23 protein-coding genes are annotated in these 24,163 nt (G+C 72.5%); 13 read left to right on the top strand and 10 right to left on the bottom strand.

Annotated elements, in window-relative coordinates; all coding sequences use genetic code 11:
- Nucleotides 1-207 precede the first annotated feature (207 nt).
- On the top strand, nt 208-1,317 hold the full coding sequence (locus ACGF3H_RS17465; protein ID WP_362493625.1) for a serine hydrolase domain-containing protein: 1,110 nt from the start codon (nt 208-210) through the stop codon (nt 1,315-1,317).
- Nucleotides 1,318-1,366: 49 nt separating this feature from the next.
- On the opposite strand, the gene ACGF3H_RS17470 is transcribed toward ACGF3H_RS17465, so the two are convergent.
- Complete coding sequence (locus tag ACGF3H_RS17470) at nt 1,367-2,440, bottom strand: hypothetical protein (RefSeq protein WP_362493622.1); 1,074 nt, start codon at nt 2,438-2,440, stop codon at nt 1,367-1,369.
- Nucleotides 2,441-2,989: 549 nt separating this feature from the next.
- Between ACGF3H_RS17470 and ACGF3H_RS17475 the strand changes: the two genes are divergently transcribed.
- The 4 genes from ACGF3H_RS17475 (at nt 2,990) to ACGF3H_RS17490 (ending at nt 6,567) form a co-directional block, all read left to right on the top strand.
- Nucleotides 2,990-3,550, top strand: coding sequence for a hypothetical protein (locus tag ACGF3H_RS17475; protein ID WP_362493620.1), 561 nt, complete (start codon nt 2,990-2,992; stop codon nt 3,548-3,550).
- 65 nt (nt 3,551-3,615) lie between these two features.
- Nucleotides 3,616-4,005, top strand: a complete 390-nt coding sequence (locus ACGF3H_RS17480; RefSeq protein ID WP_362493617.1) for a barstar family protein — start codon at nt 3,616-3,618, stop codon at nt 4,003-4,005.
- Nucleotides 4,006-4,197: 192 nt separating this feature from the next.
- Complete coding sequence (locus ACGF3H_RS17485; protein WP_362493614.1) at nt 4,198-6,066, top strand: ABC transporter ATP-binding protein; 1,869 nt, start codon at nt 4,198-4,200, stop codon at nt 6,064-6,066.
- A gap of 180 nt (nt 6,067-6,246) precedes the next feature.
- The gene (locus tag ACGF3H_RS17490) at nt 6,247-6,567 is read left to right on the top strand and encodes a GYD domain-containing protein (RefSeq protein WP_362493611.1); all 321 of its coding nucleotides are present in this window, start codon (nt 6,247-6,249) and stop codon (nt 6,565-6,567) included.
- Between the two features lie 135 nt (nt 6,568-6,702).
- On the opposite strand, the gene ACGF3H_RS17495 is transcribed toward ACGF3H_RS17490, so the two are convergent.
- Nucleotides 6,703-6,840, bottom strand: a complete 138-nt coding sequence (locus tag ACGF3H_RS17495) for a hypothetical protein (protein WP_362493609.1) — start codon at nt 6,838-6,840, stop codon at nt 6,703-6,705.
- Nucleotides 6,841-7,267: 427 nt separating this feature from the next.
- Between ACGF3H_RS17495 and ACGF3H_RS17500 the strand changes: the two genes are divergently transcribed.
- Together ACGF3H_RS17500 and infA are read left to right on the top strand one after the other, a co-directional pair.
- Entirely contained in the window at nt 7,268-8,059 is a 792-nt protein-coding gene (locus ACGF3H_RS17500; RefSeq protein ID WP_362493607.1) for a GNAT family N-acetyltransferase, read from the top strand.
- Complete coding sequence (gene infA, locus ACGF3H_RS17505) at nt 8,056-8,280, top strand: translation initiation factor IF-1 (RefSeq protein WP_031047878.1); 225 nt, start codon at nt 8,056-8,058, stop codon at nt 8,278-8,280. The genes ACGF3H_RS17500 and infA overlap by 4 nt, the downstream gene beginning before the upstream one ends.
- 92 nt (nt 8,281-8,372) lie before the next feature.
- Here the strand turns inward: infA and ACGF3H_RS17510 are convergent, their stop codons facing one another.
- On the bottom strand, nt 8,373-9,662 hold the full coding sequence (locus tag ACGF3H_RS17510; protein WP_362493604.1) for an amidohydrolase: 1,290 nt from the start codon (nt 9,660-9,662) through the stop codon (nt 8,373-8,375).
- Complete coding sequence (locus ACGF3H_RS17515) at nt 9,634-10,896, bottom strand: MFS transporter (protein WP_362493601.1); 1,263 nt, start codon at nt 10,894-10,896, stop codon at nt 9,634-9,636. The genes ACGF3H_RS17510 and ACGF3H_RS17515 overlap by 29 nt, the downstream gene beginning before the upstream one ends.
- 207 nt (nt 10,897-11,103) lie before the next feature.
- On the opposite strand from ACGF3H_RS17515, the gene ACGF3H_RS17520 reads away from it, so the two are divergent.
- Both ACGF3H_RS17520 and ACGF3H_RS17525 read left to right on the top strand, forming a co-directional pair.
- Nucleotides 11,104-12,180, top strand: a complete 1,077-nt coding sequence (locus ACGF3H_RS17520) for an Lrp/AsnC family transcriptional regulator (protein ID WP_362493598.1) — start codon at nt 11,104-11,106, stop codon at nt 12,178-12,180.
- A gap of 70 nt (nt 12,181-12,250) precedes the next feature.
- Complete coding sequence (locus tag ACGF3H_RS17525; RefSeq protein WP_362493595.1) at nt 12,251-12,460, top strand: hypothetical protein; 210 nt, start codon at nt 12,251-12,253, stop codon at nt 12,458-12,460.
- Nucleotides 12,461-12,514: 54 nt separating this feature from the next.
- Here the strand turns inward: ACGF3H_RS17525 and ACGF3H_RS17530 are convergent, their stop codons facing one another.
- Nucleotides 12,515-13,171, bottom strand: coding sequence for a TetR family transcriptional regulator (locus tag ACGF3H_RS17530; protein ID WP_362493593.1), 657 nt, complete (start codon nt 13,169-13,171; stop codon nt 12,515-12,517).
- A 140-nt stretch (nt 13,172-13,311) separates the two neighbouring features.
- Between ACGF3H_RS17530 and ACGF3H_RS17535 the strand changes: the two genes are divergently transcribed.
- Nucleotides 13,312-14,097: an SDR family NAD(P)-dependent oxidoreductase gene (locus ACGF3H_RS17535; protein ID WP_362493590.1), complete on the top strand. Its 786-nt coding sequence runs from the start codon at nt 13,312-13,314 to the stop codon at nt 14,095-14,097.
- Nucleotides 14,098-14,227: 130 nt separating this feature from the next.
- On the opposite strand, the gene ACGF3H_RS17540 is transcribed toward ACGF3H_RS17535, so the two are convergent.
- The 4 genes from ACGF3H_RS17540 to ACGF3H_RS17555 all read right to left on the bottom strand — a co-directional run bounded on the left by ACGF3H_RS17540 (nt 14,228) and on the right by ACGF3H_RS17555 (nt 20,592).
- A complete protein-coding gene (locus ACGF3H_RS17540; RefSeq protein WP_362493587.1) occupies nt 14,228-16,483 on the bottom strand; it encodes a prolyl oligopeptidase family serine peptidase in 2,256 nt (751 codons plus the stop codon).
- A complete protein-coding gene (locus tag ACGF3H_RS17545; RefSeq protein ID WP_362493584.1) occupies nt 16,480-18,261 on the bottom strand; it encodes an N-acetylglutaminylglutamine amidotransferase in 1,782 nt (593 codons plus the stop codon). The genes ACGF3H_RS17540 and ACGF3H_RS17545 overlap by 4 nt, the downstream gene beginning before the upstream one ends.
- A gap of 153 nt (nt 18,262-18,414) precedes the next feature.
- On the bottom strand, nt 18,415-19,605 hold the full coding sequence (locus ACGF3H_RS17550) for a glutamate--cysteine ligase (protein WP_362493581.1): 1,191 nt from the start codon (nt 19,603-19,605) through the stop codon (nt 18,415-18,417).
- A 135-nt stretch (nt 19,606-19,740) separates the two neighbouring features.
- Entirely contained in the window at nt 19,741-20,592 is an 852-nt protein-coding gene (locus ACGF3H_RS17555) for a helix-turn-helix domain-containing protein (protein ID WP_362493578.1), read from the bottom strand.
- Nucleotides 20,593-20,669: 77 nt separating this feature from the next.
- On the opposite strand from ACGF3H_RS17555, the gene ACGF3H_RS17560 reads away from it, so the two are divergent.
- Nucleotides 20,670-21,527: an alpha/beta hydrolase gene (locus ACGF3H_RS17560; protein WP_362493576.1), complete on the top strand. Its 858-nt coding sequence runs from the start codon at nt 20,670-20,672 to the stop codon at nt 21,525-21,527.
- Between the two features lie 18 nt (nt 21,528-21,545).
- Nucleotides 21,546-22,826, top strand: a complete 1,281-nt coding sequence (locus tag ACGF3H_RS17565; RefSeq protein WP_362493573.1) for an FAD-dependent monooxygenase — start codon at nt 21,546-21,548, stop codon at nt 22,824-22,826.
- On the opposite strand, the gene ACGF3H_RS17570 is transcribed toward ACGF3H_RS17565, so the two are convergent.
- A complete protein-coding gene (locus tag ACGF3H_RS17570) occupies nt 22,762-23,442 on the bottom strand; it encodes a type III effector protein (protein WP_362493571.1) in 681 nt (226 codons plus the stop codon). The two genes, ACGF3H_RS17565 and ACGF3H_RS17570, sit on opposite strands and share 65 nt — an antisense overlap.
- Before the next feature lie 106 nt (nt 23,443-23,548).
- Between ACGF3H_RS17570 and ACGF3H_RS17575 the strand changes: the two genes are divergently transcribed.
- Complete coding sequence (locus tag ACGF3H_RS17575) at nt 23,549-23,986, top strand: Hsp20/alpha crystallin family protein (RefSeq protein WP_362493567.1); 438 nt, start codon at nt 23,549-23,551, stop codon at nt 23,984-23,986.
- Nucleotides 23,987-24,163: the final 177 nt, after the last annotated feature.

Below are 24,163 nucleotides of genomic sequence, written 5' to 3' on the forward strand. Positions count from 1 at the left end.
TGCAGGATCCAGCCTGGCCGGAACTCAGGCAGACTCTCGATGCCGCGCCAGTGCCAGGACCGCCCTCGACACGACAAGACCCACTGGGTCGGCTCCGGGGGCCCCCGGGTCCATATGGGGGCCAGCCGGGGGTCGGGAGGGGGGACCGCCGGATGGGCGTCGGTTCCCGGCGTTGGTGGGATGGGAGAAACCGAAGGGGGAAACACCATGCGCACACCCGCGTCACGCCGGGCCGTCCTGACCGCTGGAATGGCCTCGGTCGTGGTGGGCTTGACCGGGAGGCCGGCGGCGGCGTCCGCACCCGCCTCCCGGGGTCCGGCCACCACCCCCGCGTCCGCCTCGACGGACGGTCCTCTCCAGCGGCAGGTGGACGCGATCCTGGCCACCGGCGTCGCGGGGGTGGGCGCGGAGGTGATGTCGCCGTACGGCCGGCGCCACGCGTTCGCCGGGACACCGCGCGACGGCCGGTTCCGGATCGGGAGCCTCACCAAGACGTTCACGGCGGTGGTCGCACTCCAGCTCCCCGACCTGACCCTGGACACCCTCGTAGGACACTGGCTGCCGGAGGTGACGCGGGACATCACCGTACGCGACCTGCTGCGCCACACCAGCCGCCTGCGCGACCCCGGGATCCCGGCGCTGACAAGCGCGAAGGGCTACCGGGCGGAACGGCTGCGGAGTTACGCGCCGGAGGAGCTGGCACGGGCGGCGTTGCGGCTCGGGTCGGCGCCCGAGAAATGGTCGTACGCCAACACCAACTACCTGCTCACCGCGCTGATCATCGAGCGGATCACCGGCCGGAGCTGGGCCGAGGAGATCACCGACCGGATCATCCGCCCCCTGTGCCTCGACGCCACCAGCGCCCCCGGTGAGTCACCGTTCGTCCCCGGCCCGCACGCGCGGGGCTGGGCGTCGTTCGGCACCGGGACGCCGCTCGACGTCACGCTCCTCAACCCCAGCATGGCCGTCGGCTCCGGTGCCCTCATCAGCAGCGTCCGCGACCTCGGCCGCTTCTACGCCGCGCTGCTCGGCGGCGAACTGCTGCCCGCGGCACGGCTCGCCGAGATGACCGCCACTGTCCCGGCGCCCGGGATCGGCATCGAAGGCGCGCGATACGGCCTCGGCCTCGCCGAACTTCCGCTCCCCGGCGGCAGCTTCTACTCCCACTTCGGCGAACTGCTCGGCTACCACGCCTGGGCCGGCGTCACGGCGGACGGTTCGCGGACGGCGGTCACGTACGTCACCGGGGATGTCACCGGGGCGACCATGGGCGCGATGTCCGCGCTGATCGAGGGCGGCGTCGGCGGCACGCACTGAGCCGGGCTCGGCTGCCGGTCGGGTGATTCGTCCTTTTGGCCGCCCTGCGTCACGGCATGCCCGCACCGTGACGCCCCGGCTGCACAGTGCGGACGGGATACGTCATCAACTCGATGTGCGGATGCTCGGGCTCCGCCGGGCAGACGAACAGGTGCTGCCGGTAGCCGCTGCCTATCTGGACCCCGGTCGCGTTGTAGCCGCGGTGGCCGGGGTACGGTCCACCACCTGGGTGGGGGTGCGGAGACCAGCTGTTCCCGGCGTCGTCCCCTTCCTCGAACGTGGCGACGGTCATCAAGACCTCCGTGCCGGTGCCGCACTCGGGGCAGGGCCGCGGGCTGGGGTCGGTGGAGTTCCAGGCGGGCCAGCCGCCGACCTTCCAGCCGGGTGCGTTGGACAGCACGCAGTCGTAGTACGTGTCCGGGTCCATGTCTTCCGCTGCTGCCTGCGGCACACTCCACTGCTTGAGCTGCTCGCGCAGTTCTTCGCTCAGCTCCAGATGGTCGGGGTACTCGGTGATCTGCTCCGGTTCCAGCACGCACGGCTCCGGTAGATAGCCGTCGAATTGCACTGCGGACGGTTCGGGGGGCGTGCCGAGGATGTCGGTGACGGCAGCTGCCGAACGCCAGAAGAGCAGGGTCCTGGGCATGATCGGATGATCGAAAGGGCACCACAGAACCTGCAGCAGGTCCTTTCCCTCCGGCGGGCTCAGATCGGGCACATCCCGTGCGTACAGCTGCGCGACGGGCAGCATCGCTATGGGGCCGTCGTACGACTGGACCGCCAGTCTCGAAGGATAGTTCCGAGGAGGCCGGATCCGCTCGAGAGTCTCCCGTTCCTCCGGAGTCAGGTCCCGGCCGTGCGAGACGGCGAAGATCCGTCGTTCCAGCCGCAGATCCGTCGGGGACTTGGCTGGGTTGACGCCGTCCAGCACATGCGGTTCCTCGCAGTGCGGCCACGGCTCCTCGGCAGGCCACAGCAGCGGCCCGCCGATGGAGCTGTCGTGCCACGTCGGCGCCCCGGGGCGGGGGTGCAGGCGGGTCGCCGTGCGGGCCAGCGGGGCCAGTTGGGGAAAGACCGCGACAACGTCGATCGGCCGCGGCGGAGTGACAGGAGTGACGTTCATGGCCGCAATCTTGTCAATCGCCTCTGACAACGGCCTCTGTGCCACACGAAGAGCTCCGCCATGGGCGTCACCTGAGTGAGTGTCAGCACCGTCCGTCGCCGGCGCATGACCCGAGAGCAGGTCCACGATCGCCGTGTAGTCGCTCTGGACGTCCGTTGCACACCGTCCGGTGATCGCACCACCGGCCACCCCTGCCCCCCCGGTTTCGGCAGATGCCGTACCAACCGAGCCCACTCGTCGTCCTCGCTGCCCTCGATGAACCACAGGACATCCACCGGAGCCTCGCCCGAAGCGCGAGTCAGGGACGGGTAATACGTCGCGTTGGCCTCCCAGCAGGTCCACGGTAAGGTTCGCCATCCCACCCTCCACGCGTTCGTGGACAGCCCAGAGCCGGCCTGCGGTACCGGCCGTCTGCCGCCACACCGCAGCAGGCCCGCCGACGCACCACATGGGATCCACGAAACCCCGCGCCGAAATCTGCTGCCCAACGCCATAGCGGGTAGCACATAGTGGAGCCACACATCACCGATCAACCTGGAGCAAGCGGCCGTGACGACCGTGCACACCGAAACCTCTACCGAGCGCGTCCCCGGGCGGGCCTGGACCGTCCGTATCGTCGGCCACGGCCGAACCGCCGCCTCCGTCACCTGCAGCACCCCGGCCTGCCGGATGCCGGCCCGCTCCGAGGACCTCGCGGCGCTGCGGGCCTTCGCCGCCCGGCACGCCGCCGCCCACGCGAAGGCGGCCACCGTCCGCCCCAACGCCTGGTGCCACTGCGGCTCCCAGCACTGCGGCGCCCACCCCGACGCCAAGACCCACTGCGCCGGCGCCGTCCTGATGATCCTGCGTCACGACCCCGTCATGCGCCGCGTGTGGAGCGTCGAAGAGGTCTGCGAGACCTGCGCACCGTTGATCCCGAACGCCACTGTCCTGGCCCGCGCCGAACGCCCCCGCCGCACCCCCGACCGCCCCGTCGCGCAGGCGCCCGCCCCCGTACGGCCGGTCGTCGCCGGAGGCTTCTCCTCGCCCGCCGCCCCGGGCGCCGGCGACCCGGCTCCCGTACGCCGCTCCCGGCGCTCCCGCACCCGGCGGCTCGGGCAGGAACGCTGACAGGACACGGCTCGGTCAGCACGCACGACCAGTTCCTCGACACGTGGGCAGACGTGGAAGACGCCATGCCCTGGCTGCCGGCACAGCCCTGTTTCATCGTCGAGGAACGACACGGTGCCCTGTGGGGGACCTTGACCGGGTCCACCCTGTCCGTCCTGGAGATCGACCTGGCCGACGTACGGCAGGAGAGTGATCTCCAGGCCGCGCTCGGACGCGCCCTGGACAGACCCGACGAGTACGCCGACAACTGCGACCTGCTCAGGGAACGCGGCGCACGCACGCCCTGGGCCATCGCCGTGGTCTTCTCCTCGGCTCCTGCGTTCCTCCGTGCCGACGTCCACGGATTCGTGAGGGCGGTCTCGGTCCTGCACAGCATGTCCCGTGAGCTGTCGGACATCGACGAGTTCCACGGCCAACTGGAGCTCTACATGGGGGAGTGGCCTTCGGACTGCTGATCCGGAGGACCGCCGCCCGATGCCCCGCGCCCAGGTGAAGGCCACCGGCGCCATGCACGCGGTCCGCGCCCACCGGCCGACGGCTCCGCAGGGAAGACCACAGTGTCCGGTTATCGCCGGTCCGCGGTAAATGCCTGGACCGAGAAGCTCGTCCGGCGGGAGACTTCCGTCCTCCGAACCACCGGGAGTGTGATGGGGACCACAGATACGTCAGGGCCGGCGCCCGGCAGGAGCGCGGTCGTTCTGGCTCTGCGCCGCTACGGCCGGGAACTGCTGCGACTGCGGCTGCTGGCCCTGCCCGCGCTGCTGCTGCCGGCCGTGGGCAACATCGGCATCCGCTACGTCGCTCCGCTGCTGATCGCCAAACTGGCGGGGCAGGCTGCCGACGACAACGGCCTCACCCTCACCTCGGCGCTGCCGTACGTACTCGGATTCGGCGTGACCCTCCTGCTCGCCGAGGCCGTGTGGCGGGTGGGGCAGCACTGCCTCAACCGCGTCGAAGCCCTCGGGATGGAACACCTGTACGTGCAGGGCATGGACGAACTCCTCGCCAAGGACGCGGCGTTCTTCCACGACAACTTCGCCGGTTCCCTGACCAAACGGGTGCTGAGCTTCGGCAAGCGCTTCGAGGACTTCGTCGACACGCTGACGTACCGGATCCTGGGCAGTCTCGTCCCTTTGGTGTTCGGCGCCGTGGTGCTGTGGAGCTACGAACCGATGCTCGTCGCCGGCCTGTTGGTGATGATCGCGCTGACCGTGCTCGCCGCGACACCCCTGGTCCGCCGCAGGCAGAGGCTGGTCAACGACCGTGAGGCGGCCATCGCCCGGGTCTCCGGCCACGTCGCCGACAGCCTCGCGAACATGGAGACCATCCGGGCGTTCGCGGCCGAGCGGCGGGAGGCCGACGAACACCGCAGCCGGGTCGCGGACTCGCGGCGTCTGACGCTGAGGTCCTGGGACTACGGCAATCTGCGCGTCGACATCCTGATCGCCCCCATGTCCGTGCTGACCAACGTGCTGGGTCTGCTGGTCGCCATCGCCTTCGGCGGCCCGGGCCAGGGGGTGGAGGAGGTGGTCGTCGCCTTCACCTACTTCTCCAACGCGACCCAGATCATGTTCGAGTTCAATCAGATCTACCGGCGGCTGGAAAGCTCGATGACGGAGGCCGCGCAGTTCACGGAGCTCCTGCTGGATCCGCCCACCGTGCTGGACCCGGCGGCACCCGAACCGCTCCTGCCGCGGGACACCGGCATCCGCTTCGAGACGGTGACCTTCGCCCACGCCGGTGCGAAACCCATCTTCCAGGGACTCGACCTCGACGTCCCCGCAGGCGCACGGATCGGTCTCGTCGGCAGGTCCGGAGGCGGCAAGACCACACTCACCCGCCTCCTGCTGCGGATGTCGGACATCGACGGCGGACGCATCCTGATCGGTGGCCAGGACACCAGCCGACTGCGACAGGTCGACCTGCGCTCACTGATCGCCTACGTCCCGCAGGAACCCGCCATGTTCCACCGCAGCCTGCGGGACAACATCGCCTTCGCCCGCCCCGGCGCGACCGACGACGAGATCCGCGCGGCGGCCGAGGCGGCGCACGTCACGGAGTTCGCCGACCAGCTCCCCGACGGTTTCGCCACCCTGGTGGGGGAACGGGGCGTCAAGCTCTCCGGCGGTCAGCGCCAGCGCGTCGCCCTGGCCCGGGCCATCCTGCGCGACGCCCCGATCCTGCTGCTCGACGAGGCGACCAGCGCCCTGGACTCGGAGAGCGAGCTCCTCGTCCAGGACGCCCTGTGGCGGCTCATGGACGGACGTACGGCCCTCGTCGTCGCCCACCGGCTGAGTACCGTCGCCGGCATGGACCGTCTCGTCGTGCTCGACCGCGGAGACGTCGTCGAGCAGGGCTCCCACGAGGAGCTGCTCGCGTCGAACGGTGCCTACGCCAAACTCTGGCAGCACCAGTCGGGCGGCTTCCTCGGCGAGAGCACCGGGCCGGAGCTCGGACCGGACCGAGAGGCCGCTCCCAGTGGGATGCCCGGACCGGCGGAGCCGGCGCCCACGTAGCCGAGGCGGCCGGGGCGCCCGGCCGCCCGCGGCCCGGCCGGGCGGCTTCACGCCGGGCGCGCGCCTGACGCCCGGCAGCCGGCTCCCAACGGGTGAATCCGGCCTTTCCCCGGACGGCGGCCGGCGGAACAGCGGGAAGGTCACTTCTACACCGACACACGATGGTCACGGAGCGTCCCCATGCCGAAGTTCCTCATCCAGGCCACCTACACGTCCGAGGGCTCGAAGGGTGTCCTCAAGGACGGCGCGAGCGGCCGACGCGCCGCCGTCGAGCAGGTCGTCACGGGCCTCGGCGGGCAGGTCGAGGCCATGTACTTCGCCTTCGGAGCGGACGACACCGTGCTCATCGTCGACTTTCCCGACGCGATCTCCATGGCCGCCGTCAGTCTCGCCGTCAAGGCCGGCGGTGGCGTGCAGACCCGAGCGACACCGCTGCTCACGGTCGACGAGGTCGACGAGGCCACCCGCCGGCAGGTCGGCTTCCGCGCCCCCGGCGCGTGAGACCACGGCCCCGTCCGGACGTGCTCCGTCCCGGCACGGAGCACGGCGGCCGGGCCCGTCTCCGCAGTGGGGCCCTTCCGGCGTCCCTTCCGTCCGGGACCCCACCGCTCGGCTGCCCGTCGGCTCCCCGGGCCGTCACACCCAGGGACTGACGGATCCGTACAGATCGATGCCGGCCTGCACGGTGCGCAGTGTCCAGTACACGGCCGTCATGCCGGCCGCCACGACGACACAGCCCTTACGGAACCTGTACCACCCCTTCCACCGGCGCATCGCGTACCTCCCCTTCTGCGTACTGGCGTGGGGCCAGGACCCGGTCCGCACTCTCGGGACCGCGGTGCTCGAGAGGCTTGAGCCGGTGCCGTGGGCGGCGCCGCACGGATACGAGGGACGTACACGGTTCGGAGGCTGGGCACGGTGCTTCTACCGCAGATGATCCCGCTGTGCAGCCTGTCGCGCTCACTCCGGCGGGGTGTGTCGTCGACCAAGCCCCCGGACGGCTGCGTCCCTTGCCGGAAAACAGCTCGTGCGAGGCGGGATCCGCTGCTACTTTCCTGGTGGACCGTAAAGCCGTCGTAGGGAGGTGAGCCCCGTGAACACAGTCACCCATGGGTGCTCCCTCAACCCGTCACGGTCCGACGGCTGACGTTCGGTGTCGCCAGGAGCGCCTGAGACCGAGGCACTCCTGAAGGAGACTCCGATGAACACGAAGCCCCACACCTCAGGCCCGAGCGGGAACGCGGTGATCATCACGCGCGTCGCCGACGGGCAGTGGCACGCACTGGACGACGACCTGGTGGTCGGCCGGGGGCATGCGCAGCACCGGCCCGACGGACGCCTGTTCGTCACCATCGACGCCTGGCACACGACCGCCTTCGACCGGCTCGCCGAGGCGATGCCGGCGGAACTGCCCCCGCCGCTGTACACGGTGGTCGACGCGGCCGACATCGAGCTGATCGCCGCCTGGCAGCGGGCGGGGTTCACGATCGGGCGCCGCGAATGGGAGTACGTCGTGCCGACCGACCCGCGGGCCACGGGTCTCGGGGCGGTCCTGCCGCCCTCGGGCGTCACGATCGTGCCGGCCGGCCGGGCGGACGAGGGTCTGCTGCGGGAGCTGGACCGCGCCATCCGTGACGAGATCGGGACGACGGTCGGATGGCGGTCGATGCCCGCTGAGGTGATCGCCCGGCCCGAGGGCGACACCGTCGTCGACCCGTCGAAGTACGCGGTGGCCGCGGCGCACGACCGCTACCTGGGGCTGATCCGGGTGGTGAACCCGGTCCGGCCGCGCATCGGACTGCTCGCGGTCCGGGCCGGCGAGCGGCGCCGCGGCATCGCGCGGGCCCTGATGGCCCACACGCTGGGGGCGCTGCACCGCTCCGGGACCGGCTCGGCCTGGACCGAGATCCACGAGGCGAACCGGGCAGCCGCGGCGCTGTTCGAGGGCATCGGTGCCCGGCCGCTCGGCAGCAACCTGGAGCTGGTGCGATGACCAGGAACAAGAACGTCATCGAGGTCGAGGGCCGGGTCGTCGAGTGCCTGCGCAGCGCCATGTTCACCGTGGAGCTCGAGAACGGCCACCAGGTGCTCGCCCACATCAGCGGAAAGATCCGCAAGAACTACATCAAGATCATGCTGGAGGACCGGGTTCTGGTGGAGCTCCCGCCGTACGACCTGACACGCGGCCGGATCGTGTTCCGGTACCGGAACTGACGCGGGCCGCCACCGTCCGCCGTAGGTGAGTCCCGGGCCCCGGTCACGGCGTTCACGTGACCGGGGCTCCGACGGCGGCCCGCCGGCGACGCTCACCTCGGGTCCGGCAGGCCTCCGGCGTCGTCGCTCCCCAGCCACGAACCGGCGACCGTCAGGAGATGGCGAGCACCGGAGGCGACGGCGTGACGGTCGGAGGGCGCGTAGTGCGGGGAGTGGTTCATGACGGTGCCCGGCGGGAGCGTGCCGCGTTCCAGGGCGGCGACGGCCTCGGCGCCGAAGTCCTCCGGAGCGGCCCCGCCGAAGTGGAACATGACCGACGGACAGCCGGCCGCCGTCGCGAACCGGCCGAAGTCCTCGCTGGCGGCGAGCGGGGCGGGCAGGACACGGGTCAGGACCCCCTCGTCGCCGAGGGCCGCCAGGACGCGCGCGGTGGCGTCCGCGTCGTTGACCGTCAGCGGGAAGGAGTCGTACGTCCTCACCTCGGGGGCGCGGGTGGCGCCCTGGGCGTCGGCCTCCGCACGGACGATGCGCCCGAGGCCGGTGAGTGCCTGCTCGCGTGTCGCCTCGTCGAACGTCCGCAGGCTGCACCGGAGTTCCGCGACGTGCGGAATGACGTTGGGCACGGTCCCGGAGTGGATGGCACCCACGGTCAGGAGAGGGGACGGCGACAGGGGTGCCATCCGTGCCGAGAGGGTCTGCAGCCGCATGACCACCGCGGCGGCCATCACGACGGGATCGGTGGCGAGGTGAGGTGCGGACGCGTGGGCGCCCGCACCGTGCAGCGTGATGTCGACGCTGTCCGCCGCCGCCATGACGGTGCCCGGCCGCGTGATCACCACACCGGCGGGGAGCGGGCCCACGTGCTGGCCGAGTACCACCCCGGGACGCGGGAAGCGGTCCAGGACACCGTCGTCCAGCATGGCCTGGGCGCCGCGGCCCACCTCCTCCGCGGGCTGGAAGACGGCCACCACGGTCCCCTGCCACGCGTCGGGGTGAGCGGCAAGTTGCCGGCAGGCCGCCAGGAGCGCGGCCACATGGACGTCGTGGCCGCAGGCGTGCATGAGGCCGGCCTCGACGGAGGCGTAGTCCAGGCCGGTCTCCTCCCGCACGGGCAGGGCGTCCATGTCGGCCCTGAGCCACACCACGGGGCCGTCACCGTTGCGCAGAACGGCCACCACACCGGTCCCACCGATCTTCCGGGTGACCTCCCAGCCTCCGACGCGGGCCAGTTCCCGGGCCACGACCCCCGCGGTGCGGTGTTCCTCGAAGGCGAGTTCGGGATGGGAGTGCAGGTCGCGGTAGACCTCCTCCCAGTGCGGCAGGTGGGCCGCGAGACCGGTGTTCAGAGCGGTCTCAGAGGGAGCGGGGAGCTGCGGACGCATCACTGTCGTCCTCCTTCACGGGGGTGTCGCTGACGGCGGCGCCGAGTCGCGCCAGGAAACGGTCGGTGGTCTGGGGGACGCGGAGCACGGAGGCGACGGCCAGGGCGGGGCCGAGGACCAGCGCCCAGAAGGCGACGCGGTACGAGAAGGCGTCGACGACATGGCCGAAGAGGGTCGGGACCACGATCCCGGAGAGCTGCCCGCCGAAGAGGACGGCGCCCGAGGCGACGCCGGTCAGGCCGGGCGGCAGACTGCGCAGGGGGACCGAGAAGCAGGGCATGTAGCACAGTCCCATCACCGTGCTGATGAGGGTGGCGACCACCACGAATCCGGCCGGCGAGGCGGTCAGCGGCAACAGGACGAGCAGGCCGGCGGCGGCACACATGGCCGGTACGACGATGCGCCGGGGCCGGCCCTCGAACCGGTCGGACAGGCGTCCGCCGACGACGACGGCGACCGCCGCGAGCAACGTGGGGGCCAAGGACACCAGACCCGCGTCGCCCACCCGCAGGCCGCGCTCCTCCATCAGGTAGGACGCGCTCCAGCTGTTCAGTCCCCAGACCACCGTGTCGTAGGCGAAGAACATCACCGCGAAGCCCCAGATCACCGGGGACCGCAGCAGAGCGCCCGCGCCCGGGCCGGCGCTCTTCAGCAGGGGGCCGGTCTGCTCCTCCGGCAGGGGGCCGGGCAACCAGTGCCGGACCGCGGCGACCACCGCGAGACCCAGTACGGAGACGGCGCCGAACATGACGCGCCAGTCCCACTGCGCCAGCAGCAGGCCGTCCAGCACGGCGGCCAGGAGTCCACCGACCGCGTTGGAACTCTGGATCCAGCCGTTGGTCGTGAGCCGCTGGGCCGGTACGCTGCGGCGGCTGAGCGCCTCGAGGGCCGCCGCCGGGAACAGGCCCTGGGCCACACCGAAGAGAAGGCGGAAGAACAGCAGCGCCGCGAAGGACCAGGCGACCGCTGTGAGTCCGGTGAAGACCGACCACAGGACGAGGGCGACGGACATCACCCGGACACCGCCGAAACGGCCGGCGATCAGACCGGCGGGAATCTGCGTCAGGGCGTAGGTGACGAAGAACGCCGACAACAGCATGCCCCGCTCGCCGTGGGTGAGGCCGAACGTCTCACCGATCGACGGCAGAGCCAGATTGATCACCTGGCGGTCGATGTAGTCGACGGCCCAGGCGACGAAGAGCAGGACCGCGGTGGTCCGGGTGGTCCGGTGCACAGGAGGGCCTCCCACTCCCAGAGGCGACGCTTGGCGCACACCCTGCACCGGCCGTCGTCCGTCACCGCCGCATCGCAGGAATCCGGCCGCCCCGGGGGCCTCGGTGCCGGAAACCGGCGCACCGGCGCGCCGCTGCCGGGCAGCGGCAGCGGACATCGCCGCGCGACGGTCTTCAGTTGCGCCCTCCGCGCTGACATGATGGCGCGCGTGCTGTCCACCGACACCGCCCCTCAGCTGCCCGGCGGGCCCGGGCCGGCCACCCCCGCCGGCGACGTCACCGAGCTGAGCGAGACCGATCTGGCGTTGGTGGAGGCCCTCCAGCTGGACCCGCGGGCACCGTGGTCCCGGATCGGCGCGGTCATCGGTATCGACGCCACCACCGCGGCACGCCGCTGGCGGCGGCTCACCGGCAGCGGCGCGGCCTGGATGACGGCGTATCCGTCGCAGCACACCTCCGTGATCGGCTACGTGGACCTCGCCTGCGACGCGGGCGCCGTGGACCCGCTGACCAGTCGCCTCACGTCCTGGGGACCGGTGTTCAGCCTGGAACGCACCACGGGAGAACACCAGTTGTTCCTCAGCGTGGCCGCCCGTGACCTGCCGTCCCTGGACGACTTCGCCGTCCGGCGGCTGGGCGGCCTGACCGGTGTGCGCTCGGTGCGGCTGAGCGTCTGCACGGCGGTGCACCGGGAGGGCAGCAGCTGGCTCGTGCACACACTCAACGCCCGGCAGCGCTCGGACCTCGGCGGCGGGGGCACGAGCCGGGGCCGTCCGAGCCCGCGCAGCGGGTCGCACGAGAGCGACCGCAGACTGCTGCTGGCCCTCGGCGCCGACGCCCGCCGCGGCCACGCGGAGCTCGCCCGTGCCTGCGGCCTGACCGAGACCACGGTGCGCCGGCGACTGCGACGCATGATCGCGGGCGGCGAGGTCTACTTCCGGTGCGACCTGACTCAGCAACTGGCCGGCTGGCCGGTCATCGCCGCCTTCCGCATCACGGTTCCCGGCCCGGGGACCGAGGCGACGGCGAGAGCGCTGGCCGCCATGCCCGAGACCCGGCTGTGCTCGTCCGTCACCGGCTCGGACAACCTGCTGCTGTCCGTGTGGCTGCGCTCTCCCGGGGACTGCGAGGCGCTGGAGGAGCGGATGCTGCGCCGGCACCCCGGAATACGGATCAGTGAGCGGAGCATCACCCTGCGGACCGTCAAGCGCATGGGCCGGCTGCTGGACGACAACGGCCTGGCCCGCGACCACGTGCCGATCACGGCGGCCGCGACAGGAGTCTGAGAGCCACGGGCACGGGCGCCCGCCAGGCGGACGAGCTGCGGTGGCGCCCGGACGGGTGGACCATGGAGTCATGGCCAGGCGACCTGTGGTGGTCGGGCGTCCGTCGCCGAGCGGCGGTCGCAGGGTCCGTGCGAACGGAGAGATCCTGGGTCTCGCGTACGACCTGCGGGACGTCGAGGAGTTCCTCCGCCGGGCCGGTCTGGAGGACATCGACGTGGTGACGTCGGACCTGATCGAATGGCGCGGCGGGGGCCCGGCGGTATGGACGGTCCGCACGTGACGTGCCGCCGACGCCGACGCGCCCGCGCCGGCCGCCGTGCCGCCTCGCCCCGGATCAGGACGTGACGGTCAGCAGACGCAGGCCGCCGGTCAGCTCCCGCAGGCACCGCACCACGAGCGGCGCGGGGGAGACCGTGTCGCCGTCCTCCGTGTCCGTCAGGGCCCACGTCTCCAGCGCCACCCGGATCGCGTCGGTCGCCGCGGCGGCGACGAGCCGCACCTCCAGCGGATCGGGGTCAGGACCCGCCAGACGTGTGACGATCGGCAGCAACCGCTCCTCCGACTCCTGATTCACCCGGTACCAGACGGCTCGCAGTGCGGGGTCGTTCCGGGCGGCCCGCAGCAGTCCGCGGGTCCAGCGCAGGCCTTCGTCCTCCGTCGCGGGCCCCGGGGGAGACAGGGACGCGACCGCGGCGGACTCCAGGGCCTGAGCGAGCGACACCTGCGAGCCCGACTCGGTGAGCAGGGCCCGCCAGTGATCACCACCGGACGACAGCAGAGGACCGACCGCGTCCTGCTTGCTGCGGAAGTACCGGTAGAACGTGCGCAGGGCGACACCCGCCCGGTCCGCGATCTCCTCCGCCGTCGTGCCGTCGGGTCCCTTCTCGGTGAACAGCTCCGCCGCGGCGCGGGCGATGTCCAGCTGCGTCGCGGCCTTGCGGCGCTCGGTCAGCGAGGGCGAGGCGGAGCGGGACGGCCGGAACTGGTTCATGGGTGAAGCGTACGCGGCCACACCTCCCACAGGCACGTCACGCCGTCGTGGCAAAACGTGTCACCCAGGCGTACTGTGGACATCGGTGCGGCGAGGTCGCCGCACCACGCGTACCGCACCTGCACCAGAGGGAGACCCCCATGAACCGCTTTCACGGACGTCGCGCACTCATCACCGGCGGCGGCTCGGGCATCGGCCAGGCCACCGTGCTGCGCCTCCTGGCCGAGGGCGGCGAGGTGGTGGCCGCGGACGTGAGCGAGGAGGGGCTGAAGGACACGTACGCCAAGGCGGGCAGCGACGCCGAGCGGCTGACCACACTGCCCCTCGACATCTCCGACGAGGCCTCCGTACGCACGGGTGTCGCCTCCGCACTCGCCGCCCTCGGCGGCCTCGACGTCCTGGTCAACGCGGCCGGCATCCTGCGCTCCTCGCACACCCACGCCACGTCCCTGGCCGACTTCACCCGCGTCGTCTCGGTCAACCTCACCGGCACGTTCCTGATGATCCGCGAAGCGATCCCGGCGCTCCTGGAGGGCAACGCCCCGGCCGTGGTCAACTTCAGCTCGACCTCGGCGACGTTCGCGCACCCGTACATGGCGGCCTACGCGGCGAGCAAGGGCGGCGTCCAGTCCATGACCCACGCGCTGGCGGCCGAGTACGGCAAGCAGGGCATCCGGTTCACCGCCGTGCAGCCCGGCTCCATCTCCTCCGGCATGACCGACGGATCGGGCGAGAGCAGGCAGAGCCAGGGTCCCGGCCTGCCCGACGACACCGACTGGAGCCTGTTCGCCAAGCTGTCTCCCGCGCTCGGTAACGGCTTCGCCGGCCCGGAGGCCGTGGCCGGCGTCGTCGCCATGCTGGCCTCCGAGGACGGCGCGTTCATCACCGGCACCGAGATACGCATCGACGGCGGCACCCACTTCTGAGCCGCCGCCGCCACACCGGGCGGCCCGCCCTCACCGCTCCTCCGCCACGTCGAGCGCACGGCTCCGGCCGCCGCGAGGTCCACGTCGTTGCCGATGGACACCGGGCGGCGCAGCCAGGCGCGCCGCGGAGTCAGCCGCTCAGATGGCGTTGCAGCCAGTCCGCGGCGGTGCGGCGGAACAGGCGCCTGTTGTCCGCGCGCAGGAAGTCGTGGCCCTCGTCGCGCAGGGTGAGCAGTTCCGCGACGTGGCCGCGCTCGCGTGCCGCCCTGACGAACTGTTCCGACTCGCGCGGCGGGACGTTGGTGTCGTGTTCCCCGTGCACGGCGAGCAGGGGAACGCGCAGCGCGTCGATCCGGCTCATCGGCGAGAGCGAGCGCAGCAGTTCGCGGTCCCGTTCGGGGTGGCCGTACTTGTGTGCCGCGGACTGGGCGATCCAGGGTTCGGTGCCCTCGAAGAACGTCGCGAAGTCCGACATGCCGCAGACCGCCACCCCGGTACGGAACAGGTCGGGGTGCCGGACGAGCGACGCGAAGGTGAGGTAGCCGCCGTAGGAACGGCCCATGACGGCCAGCCGCGAGGGATCGGCCGGTCCGGCCAGCACGGCGTGGGCGGCGCAGTCCGCGATGTCGTCGAGCGCGGCGAACCGGCCCGCGCCGAGATCGGCGTCGACGAACGACCTCCCGTGGCCGGAGGAACCGCGGACGTCGGGCGCGAAGATGTCGATCCCCCTGCCCAGGATCTCGTGGTAGAGCGGGTTGAAGACGGGGCGTTCCTGCTCCTCCGGGCCACCGTGCAGGTGGATCACGCACGGTGCCGGCTGCGCCGGGCCGCGGCCCGGCGCACGGTAGTACCAGCCGCTCAGGCCCAGCCCGTCGCGCGCGGAAAGGCTGAGCGGAACCGGACGCACGGGCGGGCGGCCGGGGGGCACGGCGTCCTCGTCCCGCGACGACCACGGGGTGCGCAGCAGGGACACGCCCTCGGCCAGCCGCCAGACGCCGGGGCGGCGCTGTGAGCCCGACAGGGCCAGCGTCAGCCTCCCCGGGCCCATCGGCACGATCCGGGTGACGACCTCGTGCGGGAGGGGCACGGGATGCGGTGGCCCGACGACGCCTCCGGCCGTACCGGGCGGGAACGTGTCGACGATCTCCACCTCGCTCGCGCCGAGCACGTTCCAGGTCAGCACGGCGGTGCGGCCGTCCTGGGCGAACTGCAGCAGTTCCAGGTCACTGCCCTCCCGTTCGGCCGCGACGGTCCGTCCCCGCGGGCGGCCCCGGTCGTCGAGGCCGGCCGCGACCAGCGCCGCGAACTCCCGGTCGGCGTCGCTGCGCAGCCAGACGGTGTCCGCCTGGGGCGAGAACCTGCCGATCCACGGATCGCCGTCGGCCACCGGGACGACGTAGGTGGTGGCGAGGTCGGTGGTACGGACGACCACCGCCTCACGCCGTCCGCGCGGGCCGCGGCGCACCAGGGCGAGCCGGCCGTCGAGGCTCAGATCGCACACGCGCAGTGTCGCCGCGTCCGTCTCGGTGGCGAGGAGCACCGGCGCGGCCGCTCCGTCCGGGTCGATCAGGTAGGCCGACAGCCCGTCACCGAAGCCGGACGCCACGGGCGTCCGCGCGGTCACCGTTCCCGGGGTGCTGACGGCGGGAGACGTCGTCGCGGACTCGGCGCCGGTGACCGCTGTCGTGCCGAGGAGCACGGCCTCACCCTCCTGGCCGGACCAGCCGAAGGCCGGCAGGCGGCCGACGTGCCCGCCGGCTTCGTCCGGGGGCTCGGCCGAGTCCGGGGCGACGGGCGCGACGGCCGGTACGGCCACCGTGACGGCGACGGCCGAACCGTCGTGCGCCCAGCACCCCAGGTAGGCCGTGGTGCCGGGTTCGGCGCCCGCCAGGATGCGGCGGCCGGTCCCGTCGGGGCGGACGCACAGCACCCGCAGGTGCTCGCCGCCACCGGGGGCCGTGGTGTAGGCGATCCAGCGGCCGTCGGGCGACCAGGACACCTCCCGGACGGGGTCAGGTCCGGAGTCGAGCAGCCGGACGTCGTCGCCGTCGACGGGCCCGGTCCACAGCTGGGGCACGCCCCCGCGGTCGCAGATGAACGCCACTCGCGTGCCTTCCGGGTCCGCCGAGGGGTACCAGCAGCCGTGCGCGGTGAGCCGTGTCGTGGCGTCACGCGGCCCGGAGGCGTCCGGCAGCTGCACCCGGGCGGGGGCGGCGTGGGGGGTACCGCGGTCGCCCGCGTCACGCCCGGCCGGGCCGGTGCCGGGCGGCGGCCGGCGGGTGCCGTCACGTACCGCCCCGGATGCGGCACCCGGCGGGGCAGCGGTCCACCCGGGGGACGCCGCGCCGAACCCGTCGCCGCCGTACGCGGCGCTCCCGCCGGTCATATCCCGTGCGTCTGGAGCCATATTTCCAACAGGGCCACTTGCCACAGGGCGTTCGCCCCGCGTTTCGTGCGGTGTGCGTCGGGAGCCGCCAGGAGCTCGGCGAGGTACGACTCGCGGAACAGCCCGCGCCGCTTCGCCTCCGGGGCGGCGAGGGCTTCACGGACCCGGTCCAGGACGGGCCCGGCCATGTGCGTGATCGCCGGGACCGGGAAGTAGCCCTTCGGGCGGTCCACCACGTCCTGCGGCAGCAGTTTGCGCCCCGCCTCCTTCAGGATCCCCTTGCCGCCGTCGGCCAGCTTGAGCTCCGGCGGGCAGGCCGCGGCCAGCTCCACCAGCTCGTGGTCCAGGAAGGGCACCCGGGCCTCCAGGCCCCAGTCCATGGTCATGTTGTCCACCCGTTTCACCGGGTCGTCCACGAGCATGACGTGGGTGTCCAGCCGCAGAGCCGCGTCCAGCGCGGTCTCCGCACCCGGCACCGCCATGTGTTCCCGGACGAAACGTCCCGAGACGTCGTCCGCCGTAAGCATGTCCGGCTGCAGCATCCTGGCGAGATCGGCGTGCGGCCGGTCGAAGTACGTCTCGGCGTACCGGTCGGGTTCCTCCTCGCGCGCGACGTCGGCCAGGTCCGGGTACCAGTGGTAGCCCGCGAACACCTCGTCGGCCCCCTGCCCGCTCTGGACCACCTTCACGTCCTTCGCCACCTGCTCGGACAGCAGGTGGAACGCGACCACGTCATGGCTAATCATCGGCTCGCTCATCGCGGCGACCGCCCCGTCGAGGGCCGTCGACACCCGTGCCGAGGGGACCATCAGCCGATGGTGGTCGGTGGCGAACTCGCCGGCGACCAGGTCGGAGTACCGGAACTCGTTCCCCTCGTCGCCGCCCTCCGACTCGAAGCCCACGCTGAACGTCGCCAGGTGCCGCTGGCCCTCGTCGGAGAGCAGGGCCACGATCAGGCTGGAGTCCAGCCCGCCCGACAGCAGCACGCCCACGGGCACGTCGGCGACCATCCTGCGGCGCACGGCGGTGCGCAGCGCGTCGAGCACCGCGTCACGCCATTCGCTCGGACTCATGTCCCGGTACTCGGGACGGCGGGTGTACGACGGCTGCCAGTAGCGGTGGTCCCGCTGAGTGCCGTCCGGTTCGACCACGCGCACGGTGGCCGGAGGGAGCTTGCGCACACCGGCCAGCACGGTGCGGGGCGCCGCCACGGTCGCGTGCCAGCTCAGGTACTGGTGGACGGCCGCCGGGTCCAGGGAGGTGTCGACGTCCCCGCCCGCGAGCAGGGCCGGGAGCGACGAGGCGAACCGCAGCCGCCCCGGTGTCCGCGCCACGTACAGCGGCTTGATGCCGAGCCGGTCCCGGCCGAGGACCAGCCGGCCGGTGCGGTGTTCGACGACCGCGAAGGCGAACATGCCGTGGAAGTGCTCGACGCAGGCGGTGCCCCACTGCCGGTACGCCGCGAGGACGACCTCCGTGTCGGAGGTCGACCGGAACCGGTGACCGAGGCCCAGCAGCTCCTCGCGCAGGTCCTGGTAGTTGTAGATGCAGCCGTTGAAGACGCCGGTCACCTCCTGCGCGGTGTCCGTCATCGGCTGTGCCCCCTGGTCGGACAGGTCGATGATCTTCAGCCGCTGATGGGCCAGCGCCACCGCGCCCCGCGACCAGAGTCCGTGCCCGTCGGGTCCCCGGGCGGCCAGGCGGTCGCTCATGCGCCGCACGGCCGCGAGATCGGGCCGCCTGCCGTCGAAGCGGATCTCCCCGCTGAGGCCGCACATCACGCACCACCTCCCCGGTGCTCGTCGACGGTCCGCGTCCGTGGCCGCTGCTCGGTCCCGACCGTCGGAACCTGGGCCAGGCTGGTCGACATGTGTCTGTGTCTCCTTCCGGGGAGGGTGGTGGCGGAAATGCGTTCGTGCGGTGCGTCCGTCTCAACGGCCGGGTGTCCTGGCGGCCCGGGTGCGGGACGCAGCGGCGCCCACCTGGCCGGGCGGTGTGCGCCCGGCCGGGCTCCGAGCGGGGCGGCGGCCGCCTCGGCGGCCGCCCCGGGTCTCCGCGATCAGCAGGTCGGTGCAGGCCAGGAGGACGTCCCTCTCGGCGACGCGGCGCATGCGGCGGGCCGCGCTGCCGTCCGCGAGAGCCTGCTCCGCGAGCACCCGGACGGTTCCCCAGTCGCCGTTCTCCGCGAGCACCGGGCGCACCTTGTCCAGCAGACCGTGGACGACGTGGGCCGCGGACGCCTCGTGGCCCGTGTCCGGATCGACCAGGCTCCCTTCGAGGCCGGACCGGGCCGCCCGCCAGGTGGCGGCGCGCAGCCACTCGTGCCGGCCCCGGCAGGGGGGAGCGGCCGGGCCCTCCAGCCGCTGACGGGCCTCGGTCACCAGGGCCCGGAAGAGTCCCGCGACCAGGACGACCGTCTCCGCGCGCGGGCATGAGTCGCAGACGCGCAGTTCGAGGGTCTGCTGATGGTCCGAGGGCCGGATGTCGTAGTAGATCATCCCCGGGTCGCTGATGACGCCCGAGCCGACGAGGCTGCGCACGGCGGCGTCGTACGCGGCGGCGTCGCCGAAGCAGCCGACCGGTCCGGCGGTGGGCCACCGCTGCCACAGCATCGTGCGCCAGCTCGCGTACCCGGTGTCGGCCCCCGCCCAGTAGGGCGAACTCGCCGAGAGGGCGAGCAGCACGGGCAGCCACGGTGACACCTCGCACATGATCCGTACGGCGGTGTCGCGGTCGGGGACGTCGACGTGGACCTGTGCTCCGCAGATCAGCTGCTCGTCGGCGACCATCCGGTACTCGTCGGCCATGCGGCGGTAGCGGACGCCTGCCGTCGGAGGCGTGTCCCCGGGGCGGCCCAGGGGGACCGTGCCCGCGGCCACCACGGCCAGCCCGTGAGCCGAGGCCGCCGCGTCCAGGGTCCGTCTGGTGCCGGTCAAGTCGTCGTACAGACCGTCCAGGGACGTGTGCACCAGGCTGTTGGTCTCCACGGCGGCCTGCTGCAACTCGGTCGTGAACGTCCCTTCGGGGAGGCCTTCCAGCACCGCGTCGGCCCGTGCCGCCAGTAGGCCCGTCTCCACCTGCACGAGATGGAACTCCTCTTCCACGCCGATGCGAACGGTCACGACGCCTCCTCGTGACGACGGACACCCGGTCGCCGCCGTCGGGAAGGGTCCCGGCCGGAGCCGAAAGGCGACGAGCTGTGCCACTCGGGGTTCCCACTCGCGTCACTTCTAGACCTTCGTGCGCGTCCGCGACGCTCACGGGGGCGCGGCGGCCGCCCCGTGGCCGGGCCAGGCCAGGTCGTCCACGGCGAGGAAGCGCTCGCGGGCCACGGTGGCGGGAGTGGCCCCGGTGAAGGCCATGACGTCCCGATGCAGGTGGGACTGGTCGGCGTAACCGGTGTCGGCCGCGACCCGGGCCGCGCCGTCACCGCCGGCCAGACGGTGCGCGGCCCGGTCGAAGCGCACGAGTTTCACGGCGTGCTTGGGCGGCAGGCCGAGCTGCGACCGGAACCGGGACCACAGCCGCTTGCGGCTCCACCCGACCTCGGCCGCGAGTGCGTCGACCCGGGCCGGGTCGGGGCCGGCGACGATCCGGTGCCAGGCCCGGGCCACCTCCGGGTCCACCCGCGGCCCGGTCTCGTGCCGGCGCGCGAGCAGCGCGTCCGTCAGCGCGAAGCGGTCCTGCCACGAGGATGCCTCACCGAGTCGCTCGCGGATCCGTGCCGCCTCCCGGCCCCACAGGTCGCCCAGCGGCACGACGGCGCCGTCGAGCTCGGCGGGGGAGACGCCCAGAACCGCGCGTGCGACCACCGGGGACAGGCGCACCTGCACGCACTCGACGTCCTTCCCCCGCGCCCGGACCGCACCGCCGGACCCCAGCCCGGGCCCGGCGACGAGGCTTCCGCGCTCCTGCCGCCCAGGGGCACAGTCGAGGAGGGGGGAACCGGCGCCGAAGTCCAGGAGCAGCGTCACGGCGGGGTGGGGGACGATCCGGATGGTGTCCAGGTCACGGACACGGAACCCGGCCATGGTGACACCGCCGACCCGGCTGGGCAGCCGCGGGCGCTCGACCCCCCACACAGCCGCACCGTGCTCGAACGTCTGCATCCCCTCATGCTAGGCGAGCCGGAGACGGGGAACATTCGTCCAATCCTCCGGGGCGCACCGGCGGGGACAGTGGGCGCATGACTTCTACCGACGGTGATCCGTACGTGAGCGCCCGCACCGGGGCCTTTGGGAGTTCGACCCTGTCGCTGGACGACGGCGACCTCCACGTGTGCCAGGACGGCGCCCACGACGCACCCGCACTCCTCCTCGTCCACGGGTCGGCTTCCTCGGCCCGCTCGTGGAACCCGATGGTTCCGCTGCTGACCGGGTCCCACCGGGTCGTCCGGATCGACCTGCTCGGGCACGGCCGGTCGGCCGGACCGGCCGACAGCAGCTACGCGCTCCCCGACCAGGCACGCCGAGCCGGCACGGTACTGGACCGGCTGGGCGTCGAGCACGCCGTGGTCGTCGGTCATTCCAGCGGCGGCGCCGTCGCCACGGCCCTCGCGGAACAGCGGCCCGACCTGGTGACCGGGCTCGCCCTCGTCAACACCGGGCCGAGCCTGGACGCCCTGATCGCACCGGAGTCCGCCGCGACGGGTTCCTCGCAGTGGCCGCCGACCGACGAGCAGATCCGCGGGTTCGCGAGCACCGCCTTCAGCCGGGCCGGCTACCGGATCCCGGAAGAGCTCCTGGAAGACGTGCGCGCCATGACCCGTCACGCGCTCACCGCCTCGATGGGTGCCACCCGTTCCTACCTGGAGCAGCGGGCGCTGCCGGACCGGCTGGCGGTCCTCGGCAAACCGCTGCTGGTCCTCTTCGGCGAGGACGATCGCCGGTGGCGGTCCTCGTCCGCCTTCGACTACCGCGCCGTGCCGGGCGCGAAGATCGAGTTGCTGCCCGGGCTCGGGCATTCGCCCCTGCTCGAGGACCCGCCGCGGACAGCCGCACCGCTGCTCGCCTTCGCCGCGGCCCACGCCGTACGGGCGGACTGACGAAGGGGGAGGGACACCATGCGGATTCTCGTCTCCGGCGCCAGCATCGCCGGTCCGGTCGTGGCCTACTGGCTCACCCGGCACGGCTTCTCCGTCACCGTCGTCGAGCGCGCTCCGGCCCTGCGCAGAACGGGCGGCCACGCGGTCGACCTGTTCCGGCCCGCGATGAACATCTCGGAGAAGATGGGCGTGCTCCCGCGCGTCGAGGAACTGGCCACCCGCACGAACCGGATGACCGTCTGCGCGGAGGGTTCACGGCGCCCCGTCCGGGCCGACCTCTCCAAGATCTTCCACGCCGCCTCCGACCGGCACCTCGAGATCATGCGCGACGACCTGAGCGAGATCTACTACGACGCCGCACGCGACGACGTCGAGTACGTCTTCGGCGACTCGATCACCGAGATCTCACCGCACGGCGAGGTGAGGTTCGAGAACGGAGCACCGCGCCGCTTCGACCTCGTCATCGGCGCGGACGGGCTGCACTCCACCGTCCGCCGCCTCGTCTTCGGCGAGGAGTCCCGCTTCAGCACCTCCACCGGGGCCCGTCTGGCGGTGCTGACGCTGCCGAACGTCTCGGGCCTCGACGGCGAGCTCCGCCTGCACGTCGGCGTCGGCCGCACCGCCGGCATGTACGGCGCTCCGCACCTCGACGACGCCCGGGCGTTGTTCCTGTTCCGGAGCGAGCACGGACTCGACTGCCACCACCGTGACGTGCCCCGGCAGAAGGAGGTGCTGCGCGGTGCGTTCGCCGGCCTGCACGCCGACGTGGACCGCTGGCTCGACGAGCTCGACCGCACCCCGGCGTTCTACTTCGACTCGATCATCCAGCTCCGCATGGACACCTGGTCGCGGGGGAGGGTGACCCTCGTGGGCGACGCGGGCTACTGTCCGGGTCCGGCCGTCGGCGGCAGCACCAGCCTGGCCGTCGTCGGCGCGTACGTCCTCGCCGGAGAACTGGCGCGGGCGGGAGGCGACCACCGACGTGCCTTCCCCGCCTACGAGCGCGCCATGGCGGAGCACGTACGCGGCAGCCGCGCGGTCGCGCTGAGCGCGGCGAAGACCCTGATCCCCTCGTCCCGTCTCGGCGTCCGGGGACTGGCCCAGGGCGCCCGGCTGATCTCCGCCCTGCCCGCGGGGCCCAGCCGCGCTCTCCTGCGCCTCACCACCAAGAGCGCGCGCTTCCACAACTCCGTGACCGTCGACGACTACCCGCTGGAGCGTGCGTTGCCGGCCGCTACTCGGCAGGGGACCGGCGGTCACGGTTCTCCGCCTCGCGGAGCCGGTCCGCGCGACGCGTGAGGGTGTCGATGCGGGCGACCAGCTCCGAGTGGCCGGCCGCCAGATGGTCGCGGGCGCCTGCCAGGGGGCCGATGAGGCCTGCGGCGTCGTCGTGCCCCAGGGCCAGCACGAGGGGAGTGCGGGCCTCGGCCGGGAGGTCGGTGAGGGCGGCGATCTGGCCGGCGAGCTGACGCAGGTCGGCGGCGTTGCCGCGGGCCCAGGCGGAGACGGCGCGGTCGGCGGCGCGGCGGTCGCGAGTGGCCTGCACGCGCTCCTCCCCGGTGGAACCGGGGGCTCCGGGACGCAGGCGCAGATAGCGGCGTTCGGCGGCCTGCCGACTTGCGACGCCGAGCGGCTGGGCGAGGTCGGCCCAGCTGGCCCCCGCCTCACGTGCGGTCTCGATCAACCCCGTCTCCCACCCCGCGAGCTGGGTGCGCAGCTCACGCAGGAGGAGCAGTGCGGCCAGCGCCTGGCCGGAGCCGACCTCGCTGACGGGCTGCTCCCCGGCCGGGGGCGCCTGGGCGCTGTGAACGGCCTCCTCGATCGCCGCCAGGGCTGCCTCGGCGGCGAGGAAGGAGGCGGGCCGGAACGCGGTCTGCTGCGGGTCCACGGTCATGGTCACCTCTGCTCGGTTCATGTCACCCATCGGATGACGGTGCAGGTTGTCATCGTTCCGATGACATGCTACAAGAGATGCAGGAACCAGCGCATGAGCGGCTCTGCACGACTGGAGGTGTTCACCGATGCTGATGCGCACTGACCCCTTCCGTGAACTCGACCGGCTCGCCCAGCAGTTGCTCGGCAGTACGTCCGGCACCTGGTCGCGTCCGACGGCGATGCCCATGGACGCCTACCGTGAGGGTGATGCCTACGTCATCGCTCTCGATCTGCCCGGCGTCGACCCGGACGCGATCGACATCGACGTCGAACGGAACATGCTGACCGTCCGGGCCGAACGCCGTCCCGTCACCCGGGGCGACGATGTCCAGATGGAGCTCTCGGAACGTCCCCTGGGCGTCTTCTCGCGTCAGGTGATGCTGGCGGACACCCTCGACACCGAGCACATCAGGGCGGACTACGACGCGGGTGTGCTCACTGTGCGCATCCCGATCGCCGAGCGGGCCAAGCCGCGCAAGGTCTCCGTCGGCAGCGGCACGGAGCGCAAGGAAATCTCCGGCTGAGGCGGAGCCACACCCAGGGCGGTGGAGGAGGCCGGGCTCCCGGCGACCCCCAACTGATCCTCCTCCACCGGCCCGGGCCGCCGAATCCCTGTCCGCCGCGAGGACCTGACCGCCGCGTGCTGCCGCACGTCCCGCCCGGACGCGTCGGCGGTGACTGACGCATCGGGATTCGCCAGT

This window comes from Streptomyces sp. NPDC048185, from assembly GCF_043202495.1.
Classification (GTDB): Bacteria; Actinomycetota; Actinomycetes; order Streptomycetales; family Streptomycetaceae; genus Streptomyces.